The sequence below is a fragment of the Nocardiopsis oceani genome, from assembly GCF_054777395.1.
On the sequence record NZ_BAAHAR010000005.1, the window covers coordinates 90,682 to 105,712 of the forward strand.

Consider the following 15,031-nt stretch of genomic DNA (forward strand, 5'->3'; position numbering starts at 1 on the left):
CGTGCGCAATCTCCGGCCCGTCCGCGACCGGCCACGCGCCTCCCCTGTCGCGTGGGGTTCCCGCGCCGCTATGGTCACCGGTATGAGCGGCGAAGACATCCGAGTCATGGTGGTCGACGACCACCCCATGTGGCGCGACGCGGTAGCGCGCGACCTGAGCGAAGCCGGCGTCGAGGTGGTCGGCACTGCCGGCGACGGGGCGAAGGCCCTGCGCATCGCCCCAGCAGCGCGGCCCACCCTGGCCGTGGTCGACCTCCACCTGCCGGACACCAACGGCGTGGAGCTCACCTCGGCCCTGATCACGCTGCCGGAACCGCCCCGGGTCCTGGTCCTTTCGGCCAGCGGGGAGAGCGACGACGTACTTGCGGCGGTCAAGGCCGGGGCCACCGGCTACCTCGTGAAGTCCGCGGGGCGCGAAGAACTCCTCGACGCGGTACGGCGCGTCCACAGCGGCGAGGCCGTCTACACCCCCGGCTTGGCGGGTCTGGTCCTCGGCGAGTACCGGCGGCTCTCCGCCGAGGACGGCCAAGCGCGCGGAGGAGCCGAAAAGGCGCCCGAACTCACCCCGCGCGAGACCGAGGTGCTCCGGCTCGTCGCCAAGGGGCTGGCCTACAAGCAGATCGCGCGCCGCCTCACCATCTCCCACCGCACGGTCCAGAACCACGTGCAGAACACCCTGACCAAGCTGCACCTGCACAACCGGGTGGAGCTCGTGCGCTACGCCATCGACCGCGGTCTAGACCACTGACCCTGCGCCTAGGGGGTCTTCGGCGGGCACCCGGGGAAGCCCGGCACTTTCGGTTACGCTCCCAAGCCCATGGGCTGCGGGTTTCGGAAGGGACTTCCCCATCCGGGTTGGCCTGGGCTCCTCCGTCCCACTATGGTCTAGACCATATGGCGCCGTGCGCCGTAAATATCCACAACGTCGAGGAGAAGTCGCATGCGAGTCGGGGTGTTGACCGGTGGTGGAGACTGCCCAGGTCTGAACGCGGTCATCCGCGCCGTGGTCCGTAAGGGTGTCAAGGACTACGGCTACGAGTTCATCGGCTTCCGGGACGGCTGGCGCGGGCCCTTGGAGGGCGCCACCAAGCAGCTGGACATCGCCGCCGTGCGCGGCATCCTCCCGCGCGGCGGCACGATCCTGGGTTCGTCGCGCACCAACCTGATGAAGATCGAGGGCGGTGTCGAGCGGGTCAAGGACAACATGGCCGGCCTGGGCGTGGACGCGCTCATCGCCATCGGCGGCGAGGACACACTGGGTGTGGCGCGTCAGCTGCACGACCGCGGGGTCAACGTCGTGGGTGTGCCCAAGACCATCGACAACGACCTCAACGCCACCGACTACACGTTCGGTTTCGACACGGCCGTCAACATCTCCATGGAGGCGATCGACCGCCTCCACACCACCGCCGAGTCCCACCACCGGGCACTGGTGGTCGAGGTCATGGGCCGCCATGCCGGGTGGATCGCCCTGCACTCGGGCATGGCCGCCGGCGCCAACGTCATCCTCATCCCCGAGCGCCCCTTCGACATGGACGAGGTCGTCAAGCACGTCGAGAGCCGCTTCGAGACGCAGTACGCCCCCATCATCGTGGTCGCCGAGGGTGCCCACCCGAAGGAGGGGCAGCTGGAGCTGGCCACGGGCGACAAGGACTCCTTCGGGCACGTGCGCCTCGGCGGCATCGGCCAGACCCTGGCTGAGGAGATCGAGAAGCGCACCGGCAAGGAGGCCCGCTCGGTCGTCCTGGGCCACGTCCAGCGCGGCGGTACCCCCACCGCCTTCGACCGGGTGCTCGCCACCCGCCTGGGGGTGAACGCCATCGAGGCCGTGCACGAGAAGACCTTCGGCAAGATGGTCGGCCTCCAGGGCACCGACATCGTGCGCGTGGACCTGTCCGAGGCCACCGACACCCTCAAGACCGTTCCCGCGGAGCGTTACGAGGAGGCCGAGGTCTTCTTCGGCTGATCACTCCGGTCAGACCTGAGCTCGACCAGGCTTCGGCGCGGCCCCTCCCGGCCACCTCCGGGAGGGGCCGCGCCGCATTCCAGGCGGGGTCAGGACCGCCCCCCACGCCCGCGCCGTCTTCCCATGGGCGCGCCCCGGGCCTCTTAGGCTGGCTCCATGCCCACGCCGGAGGAGATCACCCGCCACCACCAGACCCCGCACGACGACAGCTTCTGGGTGCTCGGCCGCCCCGCACCCGAACCCGTCCACGTGGTCGGATACGACCCGCGATGGCCCGAGTGGTTCGCGCGGGCGGCCGCCCTGGTCCGCGCGGCGCTCGGCGGCCGGGCACTGCGGGTCGAACACGTCGGTTCGACCTCGGTCCCCGGCCTGCCCGCCAAACCGGTGATCGACGCAGACCTCACCGTCACCGACCCCGCCGACGAGGACTCCTACGTGCCCGCCCTGGAGAGAAGCGGGTTCGTGCTGACCCTCCGGGAACCGCCCTGGCACGAGCACCGGATGCTCACTCTCCGGGAGCCGCGCACCAACCTGCACGTGTTCGGCGCGGACTGCCCGGAACTCATCCGTCACCGCATGTTCCGGGATTGGCTCTCCAGGAACCCGGAGGACCTCGCCCGCTACCGTGAGGCCAAACTGGAGGCCGCTGCCGCCACCACCGAGAAGGGTGGCGTCGTCATGGACTACAACCGGCACAAGGAACCCGTGCTCCGGGAGATCTACGCTCGAATGTTCGCCGCTCACGGCTTGTCCGACACTCGTGACCGGAGAAGGGAACGGGAGCAGGGACAACCGGGTAGGCACTGAAACTACTGACCCACGTGAGCGGCGAGGCCCACACCGGCGAACGGGAATGGTCCGAACGGTCCGGGAATTGTTCGATACTGGAGGGTGGCGGTTGACGCACCCGGTTCCGCCACCGCCACTCCCACCCTCACCGGGGCACCGCAGCATCATCTTCCGGAGGTAGCACCATGTCCGCGTCGTTGGAGTCCGCACCGATCCCGCCCACCGAGGTCGGCGCCGACAGCGGGCTCGGTGAGCTCTGCGTGCTCATGAAGCTGGGCGAGATCGTCCTCAAGGGCTCCAACCGCAAGCTGTTCGAGCGCCGCCTGCACAACAACATCCGCTCCTCGGTGCGCGATCTGGGCGAGATCCGGCTCTCCCAGCGCGGCGCCGGCGTGATCATCGTGCGCAAGCGCGGCGCCTCCGACCTCGAGGTCGCGGAGATCGCCGACCGCATGGCCAACGTCATGGGCGTGGTCTGGGTGCACCTGGTGCGGCGCGTGCCCAAGGACCTGGACTCCATCGTGGACGTCGGCGTGCGCTCGATGGCCGACCGCGAGGGCACCTTTGCGGTGCGTGCCCGCCGCCGGGACAAGCGCTTCGAGATGAACTCCGGGGAGCTGGCCGGCTTCCTCGGGGCGAGAATCATCGAGGCGCACGGCTACAAGGTGAACCTCAAGCACCCCGACAACACCCTGCACGTCGAGATCGACAAGGACGAGGCGTTCGTCTTCACCGACGGCATCCCCGGCCAGGGCGGTCTGCCCGCCGGGATGAGCGGCCGCGGCCTGGTGCTGATGTCCGGGGGCATCGACTCCCCCGTCGCCGCGCACCGGATGATCCGGCGCGGCCTCAAAGTGGACTTCCTGCACTTCTCCGGGATGCCCTTCACCGGCCCCGAGTCCATCTACAAGGCCTACAGCCTGGTCCGTCAGCTGGACCGCTACCAGGTGGGTTCGCGGCTGTTCGTGGTGCCGTTCGGCAAGGCCCAGCAGCAGTTGAAGAGCTCCGGCACCGAGCGGCTCCAGATCGTCGCCCAGCGGCGCTTGATGCTGAAGACCGCCGAGGCCCTGGCCGACAACCTCAAGGCGGAGTGCCTGATCACGGGGGACGCGCTGGGCCAGGTCTCCAGCCAGACGATGACCAACATCACCGCCTTGGACGACGCGGTGGACCTGCCGATCATGCGCCCGCTCATCGGTATGGACAAGACCGAGATCATGGACCACGCCCGCAGGATCGGCACCTTGGCCATCTCGGAACTGCCCGACGAGGACTGCTGCACGATGCTCACGCCCCGCCAGGTGGAGACCGCCGCAAAGATCGGCGACCTGCGCCAGATCGAGAAGCGGCTGGACGCTGAAGAGCTGGCCGAGCACCTGGTCACCACGGCCCAGCTGCACAAGCCCAGCTTCCTGGGCGAGGAAGCTCCCAAGCGGGTCTCCCCCAGCACGGCCAAGGCCGCCGCACCCGTTTCCTGAGCGCACCCGCTTTCCTGACCGGACCCGAGCAGGCTGAGCCCGTGCGGGTCGGCCCCATCAGGCTGGCACCTGGCTGAGGGCTTCGGGCCCCGAACACGAAGGTGCCCCTCGGACGCTCCTGCCGCGAGCGTCCGAGGGGCACTGTTCTCCGTTCTCCCCGCTCAGGGAGGCTGCTTCACCTCCCGACGGTCAGCCTCTCCCCCCCACCGGGCTGCCCGGGGCTCCGTCACAGGGCGGCGAACTCCCGCTCGGGCGCCGGGGTGAGCGTACGGCCGCTCAGCGTGGCCAGGGTGCCGGAGAGATCGCGGAGTTCGGACAGGTCTTCCTCGAGGAGCGCCTGCGGGCCGTCGCACAGTGCGGTCTCGGGGCTCGGGTGCACGTCCACGATCACGCCGTCGGCGCCGATCGCGATGGCCGCGCGCGACAGCGGCAGGACCAGGTCGCGCTTGCCGCCGGAGTGCGACGGGTCCACGATCACCGGCAGGTGGGTAAGGTTCTGCGCCACCGGGACCGCGCTGATGTCCAGGGTGTTGCGGGTGGCCTTCTCGAAGGTGCGGATACCCCGCTCGCACAGGACGATGTCGAGGTTGCCCCGCTGGGCGATGTACTCGGCGGCCATCAACCACTCCTCGATGGTGGCGCTCATGCCGCGCTTGAGCAGGACCGGCTTGCCCGCGTCGCCGACGGCCTGGAGGAGGGCGAAGTTCTGCATGTTTCGGGTGCCGACCTGCAGCATGTCCGCGTAGGAGGCGACCAGTTCGACGTCGGCGGCGTCCACGACCTCGGTGACGATGGGCATGCCGGTCTTCTCCCGCACGTCGGCGAGAATCTTCAGGCCTTCCTCGCCCAGGCCCTGGAAGGCGTACGGGGAGGTGCGGGGCTTGAAGGCGCCGCCGCGGAGCAGGGCGGCCCCCGCGGCCTTGGCCATGCGGGCGGCCTCGAGGGTCTGCTCCGGGGTCTCGACCGCGCAGGGGCCGGCGATGACGGTCATGTTGTCGCCGCCGATCGGGACACCGCGCACGCTGACCACGGTGCGGCTGTCGTGGTTCTCGCGGCTGACGAGCTTGTACGGCGCCGAGATGCGCAGGACGTCGCTGACTCCGGGCTTGGCGGCCAGGCCAAGGTCCTGGAACTGCTCGACGTTGCCGACCAGGCCGATGATCGTGCGGCTCACACCGCGCGTCACGTAGGCCTCGCCCCCGGCGGAGGAGACCAGTTCGACGAGCGCGTCGATGTTGTCGGCGGTGGCGTTCGGCGCCATGACGATGACCATGTAGGTAGTCCCTGTTCGTTGTGTGGGTGGCTGAGCCGCGCGGTGTGGCGCCTGGCCGGGCTGTGGCCTGACCCGGTGCGAAAACAAAGGAGCCCCGGGCCTGTACCGGCCCGGGGCTCCTGGGAAGTCGTCTGTGTCAGCGCAGCGCTTTACAGGCGACCGGGGAGTGGGGCCGGTAGCCATAAAAGCGCCAAAAGTTTCGCTGCATGGCAGTGACTATAGCGCACAGTCAGCGCCCGGCCGCACACCCGGGGGGAGTGACCTAGCTCTCTTCGGTTGCTGGCAGGATGTCAGGATGCCGTCGTCTCCCAACAGAGGGGGACACCAGTGCCAGTGTTGGAGCGGCCGGAGCTACAGGACCGGGGGGACGGGTTGTCCGAGGGCACGGAGGCCGGAGGCCTAGGTGGGACACAGCGGCTGCGGCTGCCCCCAGGGCAGGCGTTTCGGCGTGAGCACAAGCCCCTGCACTACGGCCGGGTCCCCACCTTCCGATCGCAGCGGTGGGACTTCCGCGTGTTCGGCGCCACCGAGTCGCTGGGCACCTACCGGTGGACCTGGGAGGAGTTCGCCGAACTCCCCCGCGCGGACACGGTGCGCGACTTCCACTGCGTGATGCGGTTCAGCATCCCCGACGTTCCTTGGGGCGGGGTCCGCGCGGTCGACCTCCTCCAACTGGCGCCGCCCGCCTCCGAAGTCACCCACGTGATGGTGTGGGGGGAGTACGGTTACAGCGCCAACCTGCGGCTCGACGACTTCCTCGAGGAGGGCGTTGTGCTCGCCACGCACCGCGACGGCGCACCCCTCACCCCCGAGCACGGTTTCCCGCTGCGCCTGGTGGTACCGCACCTGTACGGCTGGAAGAGCGTGAAGTGGCTACGGGCGGTGGAGTACATGGTCGGTGACCGGAGGGGGTTCTGGGAGGAGCGCGGCTACCACAACCGGGCCGACCCCTGGAACGAGGAGCGCTTCTCCCACCAGGAGGACTCCGCCTCCCAGGACGACCGGAACCGCTGACGCCCTCACTTCGGGGAAGAGACGCCGCGGGCTACCCGGAGTTCGATCTCGGTACCCTCGTCCGGGTCGCTGAACACCTCGGTGGTTCCGCCGAGGTCGCGAACCCTTCCCAGGATGGACTGGGCCACCCCGAGGCGGCCGTCCGAGCGGGCCCGCTCCAGACGGCCGGGCGGCATGCCGGGGCCGTCATCGCGCACGGTCACGACGACGGCGCCGTCCTCGTCCTCCACCAGTACCCACGCCCGGGTCCCCGGCGGACAGTGCCGCTCCACGTTGTCCAGGGCCGCCGACACGGCCGCGGCAAGTTCCACGGCGGCGTGCTCCGGCAACGGCACCGGCGTGGCCGGGGCCGAGACCGACACCCGTACGGACTCCATACGCCGCAGGAGCTCCCGCAGATCGACCGGGGCGCCTTGGGCCGGGGCAGGGGCCGCGGAGTCCGGCGGCGGGGCCTCTGCGGCCGAGTCCAGGCCGTCAGTGATCAGGGAGCGCAACCGCACTTCCTGCTCACCGGCCATCTGCCCGAGTTCGGCTGCCTCTCCCCCGATCTCGTCGCCGCGCCTGCGCACCAGGGCCAGTACCTGCAGCACCGAGTCGTGGATGGAGCGGGCGAGCTGCTCGCGTTCGCGGATCCGCACCTCGAGGGTGACCGCCTGAGCGAAGCGCTCCTCGGCCTGTTCGGCCACCCGGGACATGTATCCCACGGCAAGGCAGGCGAGCAGCAGCAGGACGACGCCCCGGACCGTGGCCGCGGTGACCTGGGCGTCCATGAGCACGCGCAGGGTGACGTCGGCGCCCCCGTAGGCGAGGGCGACCGTCGCGGCCCCGCGCCGCCCCCAGATGACGCTTGCCGACAGCGCGGCACCGGCGAACCAGTAGGAGCTCAGCGGTGGTGACTGGGTGAGGTAGTGGGGGGTGGCCGCCAGCGCCGTGGCGAACAGGCAGCTGAAGGCGACCAAGAGGTCGGCGGTGAGCAGTCGCCAGGTACGCCAGGCCGGCCGGGCGTAGCCGTAGGTCGTCACGACGGTCCAGACGGACATGACGACGAGCACGGCCCAGGCCACCCACGGCCGGGCCAGGTACTCGTGGTGCTGGACCACCAGAACCAGGGCGTAGACCAGCGCCGCGGCCCGGTAGAGGGCGAAGGAGCGCCAGAGGGGGACGTCGAAGCCCAGGGGTCAGACCACCGCCCCGTTGTCGGATCCGCTGTCACCGGGCGGCCGGGAGTCGGTCATGCGCAGGATGAGCACGACGAAGCTCGTGATGAAGGCCGCGACGGTCAGGAACATGATCCAGTTGGGCAGCGAGATACCCAGGAAGGCGGCGCCGAACAGCAGCACCGGGCCGCCCAGGAGGCCGAACCAGGCGGCGATGCCGACCCTGTCGCCCTGGAGCAGGGGTGGCGGGGGCGGGGGCTCGTAGTGCCCCTCCATCTCCGCTTCGGCCCTGCGCTGGGCCTCCTCGCGCCGGTGCTCTTCCTCGTCGTCGGTCTCTTCGCGGTCGCGGGGCAGGTTGGCGAGGATGTCGCCGAGCTGGGTTTCGCGTTCGTCCGGGGCGTTGAGGTTCTCCGCGTCGGGCCACGCGACACGGCCGCGTTGATCGCTGGGGCCTTCGGAGTCGTCGTAGAAGCGGGCGACCAGGTCGTTCCAGACCTCGTCCTCGTCGTCGGAGCTCGCCTGGTCGGGCTGGTCCACGTTGGTCGGCGGGCTGTCCAGCAGGTCGCCGCCGACCGGCGTTTCGTTGCCCTCGTGGACGGCCGGGGACTCCTGGCCGTGCTCCTCGGCCTCCGACTCCGCACGGCTCTCCCCGCGCGAGGCCAACAGGTCGGGTTCGCCCTCCCGGTCGCCCAGGTCCGGGAGTTCGGAGCCGAGTACGTGCTCGGCCGCCGCACGCTCCTCGGCATCGACGTAGAGGTGGTCGGTGGGCGGGTCCTCGACCTGGCCGCCGGTGGGCTCCAGGACGTCCTCCTCCAAGGGGACGGCGTAGGCGGCGATCCCACTGCGACGCAGCGCGTCCAGCATCAGGTCGGCGTGTGAGGGCGCGAGCAGGATCAGGGGAACGTAGGCGTCGGCGAGCAGGCCGTTGCCCCGACGTTGCGTCATCGGTCGGCTCCTTCCCCGCTTCTCCTGCGTTCGCGTACGAACGCGAGGCTTCCTTCGAAGATGGTGGCGGCGTCATGGTCGAGGGTCGCCACGTGGTAGCTGTCGTGAAGCAGGTGGATCGTCAGCCGGGTGTTGACCGCTCTCCTAGCGAGGATACGCAGACTGTCCGGTCCCACAACGTGGTCTTGGGGGCTCCGGTAGGCCAGAACCGGCGCTCGCAAACCGGACATGCCCTCCTGAACCGTGCGCCACAGCTTCGGGAGTGTCGCCGCGGCCGCGGTGGGGACCCGGTCGTATCCGCCCTCGGCAGCGGTCTCCATGGCCACGTCGCTGGACAGGCCGGGGGTGGAGGGCAGGATCCGGGAAGCGAGGCGGCGGATCGGGGCGATGACCGGGAGCCGGCGGTCCTCCACCACCAGGGAGGGGTTGACCAGGACCACGCCGCCGACGAGCTCGGGGTACTCCTGGGCCAGGCGCAGGGTGAGTGCGCCGCCCATGGACAGGCCCATGACGAACACCTCGTCGCACCGGTCGGCGAGGTCGAGCAGCGCCTCCTCCACGGCGGCGTACCAGTCATCGCTGGTGGTGGTGGCCATGTCCTGCCATGTGGTGCCGTGCCCGGGGAGCCGGGGCAGTTCGACCGTGAGCCCCGCGTCAGCCAGGTACTCGGCCCAGGGGCGCATCGAATGGGGCGAGCCGGTGAAACCGTGGCAGAGGAGAACGCCGACGCCGGATCCGGGGTGACTGTATGGGTCCGCACCCGGGATCAGGGGGATGGCGCTGGTCGGTCTCACAGGTCTGCTCCCGGGATCGTACGGCGGAGGACTCCGTTGGCGGGCGGCCCCAGCCGCGAGGCTAGTCGCTCGGATGAGCGTTTGTCATCGATGGCAGATTAACGTTCCTACGCCCGAACCACGCGGGCGACCGGGGTGTTCCCGGCCGCTCTGGAGCGGGTCGCCCGCGAGGTCCCCCGCCGACGGTGAGTATCCTCGACTGAGCCCGGGGTGCGGCCCCTTCCCACGTGACGGACACGGACGTCCGTTCCGGACGCTTTGGTGGTTACCCGCACGTGGTGGGAAGATGACGAACGTCAGTGCTCCCCGCACCCGCGGTGGGCGTGTTCCTGACGTTGTCGGCCGAGCGGGACAGTGAGACGTGGCAGCACCTGCGCAGTACTCCCCGCGTGTGCAGGGGTGATCTGAAGCGATGTTCTACTGGGTGGTCAAGGCGATCCTGGGGCCGATTCTGGCCGTGTTGTGGCAACCCCGCGCGGAAGGCGTGGAGAACGTGCCCCGGCGCGGTCCGGCCATCATGGTCAGCAACCACCTGTCGTTCTCCGACCACTTCTTCGGTCCGCTTCCGCTGCCGCGCAAGATCACGTTCCTCGCCAAGGCCGAGTACTTCACCGGCACCGGGGTGAAGGGTTTCGCCAGCCGGGCCTTCTTCACCGGGGTGGGGCAGATCCCCATCGACCGCTCCGGCGGCAAGGCCAGCGAGGGGGCCCTGCGCACCGGCCTGCGCGTGCTCAAGCGCGGCGATCTCCTCGGCATCTACCCCGAGGGCACCCGTTCCCCCGACGGCAAGCTGTACCGCGGGCGCACCGGGGTGGCCCGCCTGGCGCTGGAGGCCAAGGCCCCGGTGGTCCCCATGGCGATGATCAACCTGGAGAAGATCATGCCCCCCGGCCGCACCGTCCCCAAGCTGGGTGTGCGCCCCAAGGTGGTGTTCGGCAAGCCGCTCGACTTCTCCCGCTACCACGGCATGGAGAAGGACCAGCGGGTCCTGCGCGCCGTCACCGACGAGATCATGTACTCGCTCATGGAGCTCTCCGGGCAGGAGTACGTGGACCGCTACGCCCAGGCGGTCAAGGCCGAGGTCGAGGCCGAGGAGAAGGAGGCCAAGCGCGAGCAGCAGGCCAGCGCCAAGGACCAGCGCCGGACCGAGCGCGCCGACCGCAAGTCCGACCGCAAGGCCCGCAAAGAGGCCAAGCGCGCAGAGCGCAAGGCCCGCAAGGAGGCCAAGAAGTCCGAGCCGGGGGGCGACACCCCGGCCGACGACGAGTAGCAGTCCCGGCGAGCTACCTGCGGCGGGGTGTCCGCGCGATCAGTGGCGGGCGAGGTCTCCGGCCCCGACGATGCCGGCCTCGCCGCCCAGCTCGGCCACCCGGACCTCGGCTAGGCGGCGGCCCGGGCGACCGGTGACGTGCCGGGCGAAGGAGGTCCGTACCGGGTCGAGGATGATGTCGCCGGCGTCGGAGACCCCGCCACCCAGGACGAAGCACTCCGGGTCCAGGATCGCGGCGAGGTCGGCGAGGCCGAGCCCCGCCCACTCCCCCACGACCCGGAAGCACTCGAGGGCGGCTTTGTCGCCTTCCACCGCGGCCTGGGTGATGACCTCGCCACCGATCCCTTCCACGGCCCCTTCGGCGAGCTTGAGCATGCGCTCCGCCCGCTGCGGGTTGGTGCGGGCCAGGTCCTGCCCCTCCGCGACCAGCGCGCGGCCGCTGGCGTACTGCTCCCAGCATCCGTGGTTGCCGCAGGCACAGCGGCGGCCGTGCGGCACCATCCGGTAGTGGCCGACCTCGGCGGCCACCCCGTAGCGGCCGCGGTGGAGGTCCCCGCCGAGCACCAGGCCGCCGCCGATCCCGGTACCCAAGGTGACGCACACGATGTGGTCGCTGCCGCGCCCGGCCCCGAAGCGGGCCTCAGCCCAGGCCGCGGCGTTGGCGTCGTTCTCGATGACGACGGGGAGCTCCACCCGCTGCTGCACGCGTTCCTGGAGCGGCTCGTCGCGAAGGCCCAGATTGACCGCTACCTGCACGGTGGCCCGGTCCTCGTCCACGAACCCGGCCACCCCCACCCCCACGGCGCTGACCGCGTCCTCGGGTTCGCGCGCCCGCAGTTCCTCCACTGCTTTGGCGACGACCTCGGCCAGTTCGCGGGGGTCGTTGGCGGGGGTGGGGTACTTGACCTTGTCCAGGATCTGCCCGTCGTGGTCGACGAGACCGGCGGCGACCTTGGTTCCGCCGATGTCTACGCCAATGGTCAGCATGGGGGCAGCTCCTTCTACTTACGCCCGAACTCTGACATAAGTCTCAAGGTTCATGGCATTGGGTTTCCAAATGGTGCAAACCATTCGATTAAACCAGGCTCAGGCGACCCCGAACACCCCCGGAGCGGATGCCTCCGTGTATGTCCTATTCACCCGAGGTGACCTGCTGATCCGTGCCGTCCACCTCGACCCCGGGCGATGACGCGCCAGCGCGCTCGTCACGGGCGCGCTGAGCACGCTCCCGCGCCTCACGCTCCTCGCGCGCCCGCGCCGCCTCCTCCTTGCCCTGCTCGAACGAACGCTCCACCACGCCCCAGGTGCGCCCGAGCGCGCCCGCGAGCGACATCCCGGCCCGACCGAGGTGCCCGGCCACCTCAGGGGCGCTCTTGCGCACGATCTCCACGATCTCCTCGGCCGGCGGGCGCTCCTCCTTGGTTTCGGCCCGGATCGCCTCTTCCCACACGTCTCCCTTGGGCGGCGGGTTGGTGACCGCCCCGACCCCGCGCTTGACCCCCGCCACCAGGAGTTTGCGCTGGAGGCTGTCGACCAGCCGAAGGGCGTCATCGATCAGGTCGGGGCTGTCGGGGCGGGTGCCGTTCGACCGCTCGGCCCGTTCACCATTGTTCTCGGTCATGTCCGCAAGCCTCCAGTTAGTACGGTCCGCTGACCACACGTTAGCCGCCCACACCTCCCACTGGCAGGCCTCTCAGGGCAGGTTCAGGGGCGCACCAGGGATGGTTCGGGGGCCGCCGGGCCACCCAGGTCAGAGGGAGAGGGCCACGCGGACTCGGCGGCCTCCCACCCCCGATGCCGCCACACGGACACTCAGGACGCATAGGCCCCAGAAGTAACCGGATGTGCACGAAACACTGTGCGGGCGATAGTCTCGGCTCCGCGCGAGAAGTAACCGGGATCACCGGCCCGACCTGCGCACTCCCGGATCACCCGACAGGGGTCGAACACCCTCCCGCCGGGAAAGATCACGCGTAGAAGACCACAGGGGGGAAGAGCCGGAGCAGCGGTACTCCACACCGCGGGTCACGCGAGTGAACTGCGCGTTCATCTTCACTCACGCGTCAAGCTCCGATCACTGTTGGATACCGAACGACAACCTGTTCTACTCGCGAGTAGTGTTGTGTTGTTACGGTCATCACGTCCCCACTACTAGACCTAGTACACGTCCAGGAGCACCACGTGCGCGAATACAGCTCTCCCGCGAAGGCCGAGATCTCCGACGACGCGCGGCTGACCGACACGCTCTTTGCGCGCGCGGCCAGCGAGCCGAACGTCGTCGCCGCCCGCCGCCAGGAGGAACCCGGATCCGGCCAGTGGCGTGACGTGACCGTCGAGAGGCTGCACGGTGACGTCGTCGGCTATGCCAAGGCCCTCATCAAAGCGGGCATCGAACACGGTGACCGTGTCGCCCTGATGTCGCGCACCCGCTACGAGTGGACGGTCGCCGACTACGCGATCTGGTCCATCGGCGGCATCACCGTGCCGATCTACGAGACCTCCTCTGCCGAGCAGATCGAGTGGATCGTCACCAACTCCGGCGCCAAGGCGATCTTCGTCGAGAACGACGCCCACGCCGAGCGCATCGAGAAGGTCCGCGAGAAGGCCTCCGATCTCAGCAGCGTCTGGAAGTTCGACGGTGACGACATGGAGGCCCTGCGCGCCTCCGGTGCCGACGTCTCCGACGAGGACCTTGAGAAGCGTCGCACCGCAGTCAAGGCCGACGACCTCGCCACCCTCATCTACACCTCCGGGACCACCGGCCGTCCCAAGGGTTGCGAACTCACCCACCGCAACTTCCTCTTCATCTCCCATTCGGCGCTGGAGGGCCCGGCCAAGCCGGTCATCCTGGGCCACGAGGGCACCCCGTCCACCCTCCTCTTCCTCCCCCTGGCGCACGTCTTCGCGCGTTTCGTCCAGGTCATGGTCATCGAGGGCAAGGCAGTGCTGGGCCACTACCCCAGCACCGGTCCGGAGCTGATCGACCAGTTCTCCGTCTTCAAGCCCACCTTCCTGCTCGCGGTCCCCCGCGTGTTCGAAAAGGTCTTCACCAAGGCCCAGCAGAAGGCCGAGGGCGAGGGCAAGGGCAAGATCTTCAACGCCGCCGCCGAGACCGCCATCGCGTACAGCAAGGCGTTGAGCAAGGGCAGCGTGCCGTTCGGGCTCAAGCTCAAGCACGGCCTCTTCAGCAAGCTGGTCTACAGCAAGCTGATGGCCCGGCTGGGAGGCGAGGCCAAGTACGCGGTCTCCGGCGGTTCCGCCCTGGGCGACCGCCTCGGCCACTTCTTCCGCGGAGCCGGGCTGACCATCACCGAGGGGTACGGCCTCACCGAGACCACCGCCCCGACCTCGGTCAACAGCCCCGGGTTCAACAAGATCGGGACCGTCGGGCAGCCCCTTCCCGGCACCACGATCCGGATCGCCGACGACGGCGAGGTCCTGCTCAAGGGCGACCACATCATGATCGGCTACTGGCAGAACGAGGCGGCCACCAAGGAGGCGTTCGAGGACGGCTTCTACCGCACCGGCGACCTCGGTTCGCTGGACGACGACGGCTTCCTGAGCATCACCGGCCGCAAGAAGGAAATCATCGTCACTGCGGGCGGCAAGAACGTCGCCCCGGCGCTCCTCGAGGACCGCATCCGCGCCAGCGCCCTGGTCAGCCAGTGCATGGTCGTCGGTGACAACCGCAAGTTCATCGCGGCCCTGATCACGATCGACCCCGAGTCGTTCGAGCTCTGGAAGGAGTCGAACAACAAGAGCGGCGAGATCGCGGACATGACCGAGGACGCCGACCTCAACGCGGCCGTCCAGAGCGCCGTCGACGACGCCAACAAGGCCGTGTCCAAGGCCGAGGGCATCAAGAAGTTCAAGATCCTGCCGAGCGACTTCACCGAGGAGGGCGGCCAGATGACCGCCTCCCTGAAGGTCAAGCGCCACGTCGTCAGCAAGCAGTGGAGCCAGGAGATCGACGACATCTACGCGTAAGCCCAGCGCGCTCCACTTGAAGGGGCCGACCGTCCTTGCCGACGGTCGGCCCTTTTCGTGTGCGGGACTGAGGCCAGCCGTGCGCGCCGGAAGGAGCACTGGGGCAACGGGGCAGGTACCCGTACGGGCGAAGCCGCTTGAGAGCAGCACGGAGCCGTCCGGAAGCAAGCCCCGGACAGGTCCGGGCAACCCCGAACGTGGTGGTCGGTGCCGCGGCCACGGCAGGGCTGTGGACGCCCCTGGACGGGTCTGGGCTGGACGGGAGGCGGCGGTCCCGCTTACCGGGCGAACGGAGCGGGATGGGGCTGCACGGGCGGGCTCAGGGGACCGGCCCGGGCAGGGTTCCCTGGAAACACGA

The 15,031-nt window shown here is 69.5% G+C and carries 13 protein-coding genes; 7 read left to right on the plus strand and 6 right to left on the minus strand.

The genetic code is table 11. The annotated features are described in order from the left end of the window. The first annotated feature begins 82 nt into the window (after positions 1-82). The 4 genes from ACYVDG_RS04110 to thiI all read left to right on the plus strand — a co-directional run bounded on the left by ACYVDG_RS04110 (position 83) and on the right by thiI (position 4,233). Positions 83-748, plus strand: coding sequence for a response regulator (locus tag ACYVDG_RS04110; protein WP_460746927.1), 666 nt, complete (start codon positions 83-85; stop codon positions 746-748). Between the two features lie 192 nt (positions 749-940). After that, positions 941-1,966, plus strand: coding sequence for a 6-phosphofructokinase (locus tag ACYVDG_RS04115; RefSeq protein ID WP_460746928.1), 1,026 nt, complete (start codon positions 941-943; stop codon positions 1,964-1,966). Positions 1,967-2,122: 156 nt separating this feature from the next. Further along, positions 2,123-2,773 carry a GrpB family protein gene (locus ACYVDG_RS04120; protein ID WP_460746929.1) on the plus strand — a complete coding sequence of 217 codons (651 nt, stop codon included), beginning with the start codon at positions 2,123-2,125 and terminating at the stop codon, positions 2,771-2,773. Between the two features lie 167 nt (positions 2,774-2,940). Continuing rightward, a complete protein-coding gene (thiI, locus tag ACYVDG_RS04125) occupies positions 2,941-4,233 on the plus strand; it encodes a tRNA uracil 4-sulfurtransferase ThiI (protein ID WP_460746930.1) in 1,293 nt (430 codons plus the stop codon). A gap of 226 nt (positions 4,234-4,459) precedes the next feature. On the opposite strand, the gene aroF is transcribed toward thiI, so the two are convergent. Then, positions 4,460-5,506, minus strand: coding sequence for a 3-deoxy-7-phosphoheptulonate synthase (gene aroF / locus ACYVDG_RS04130; protein ID WP_460746932.1), 1,047 nt, complete (start codon positions 5,504-5,506; stop codon positions 4,460-4,462). A gap of 372 nt (positions 5,507-5,878) precedes the next feature. Between aroF and ACYVDG_RS04135 the strand changes: the two genes are divergently transcribed. Further along, a complete protein-coding gene (locus ACYVDG_RS04135; RefSeq protein ID WP_460746933.1) occupies positions 5,879-6,520 on the plus strand; it encodes a molybdopterin-dependent oxidoreductase in 642 nt (213 codons plus the stop codon). Between the two features lie 5 nt (positions 6,521-6,525). Here ACYVDG_RS04135 and macS read toward each other — a convergent pair whose 3' ends face one another. From macS to ACYVDG_RS04150, 3 genes are read right to left on the minus strand one after another with little or no spacing between them, the layout of a single operon-like run. Further along, on the minus strand, positions 6,526-7,695 hold the full coding sequence (gene macS, locus ACYVDG_RS04140) for a MacS family sensor histidine kinase (protein WP_460747004.1): 1,170 nt from the start codon (positions 7,693-7,695) through the stop codon (positions 6,526-6,528). Between the two features lie 3 nt (positions 7,696-7,698). After that, positions 7,699-8,622 carry a hypothetical protein gene (locus tag ACYVDG_RS04145; RefSeq protein ID WP_460746934.1) on the minus strand — a complete coding sequence of 308 codons (924 nt, stop codon included), beginning with the start codon at positions 8,620-8,622 and terminating at the stop codon, positions 7,699-7,701. Further along, positions 8,619-9,416, minus strand: a complete 798-nt coding sequence (locus tag ACYVDG_RS04150) for an alpha/beta hydrolase (RefSeq protein ID WP_460746935.1) — start codon at positions 9,414-9,416, stop codon at positions 8,619-8,621. The genes ACYVDG_RS04145 and ACYVDG_RS04150 overlap by 4 nt, the downstream gene beginning before the upstream one ends. Before the next feature lie 412 nt (positions 9,417-9,828). On the opposite strand from ACYVDG_RS04150, the gene ACYVDG_RS04155 reads away from it, so the two are divergent. Next, on the plus strand, positions 9,829-10,686 hold the full coding sequence (locus ACYVDG_RS04155; protein ID WP_460746936.1) for a lysophospholipid acyltransferase family protein: 858 nt from the start codon (positions 9,829-9,831) through the stop codon (positions 10,684-10,686). Between the two features lie 39 nt (positions 10,687-10,725). On the opposite strand, the gene ACYVDG_RS04160 is transcribed toward ACYVDG_RS04155, so the two are convergent. Together ACYVDG_RS04160 and ACYVDG_RS04165 are read right to left on the minus strand one after the other, a co-directional pair. After that, entirely contained in the window at positions 10,726-11,673 is a 948-nt protein-coding gene (locus ACYVDG_RS04160; RefSeq protein ID WP_460746937.1) for an ROK family glucokinase, read from the minus strand. Positions 11,674-11,818: 145 nt separating this feature from the next. After that, positions 11,819-12,307 (minus strand): hypothetical protein, encoded by a 489-nt coding sequence (locus ACYVDG_RS04165; RefSeq protein WP_460746938.1) that lies wholly within the window; start codon positions 12,305-12,307, stop codon positions 11,819-11,821. Between the two features lie 560 nt (positions 12,308-12,867). Here ACYVDG_RS04165 and ACYVDG_RS04170 point away from each other — a divergent pair. Then, entirely contained in the window at positions 12,868-14,673 is a 1,806-nt protein-coding gene (locus ACYVDG_RS04170; protein ID WP_460746939.1) for an AMP-dependent synthetase/ligase, read from the plus strand. Positions 14,674-15,031: the final 358 nt, after the last annotated feature.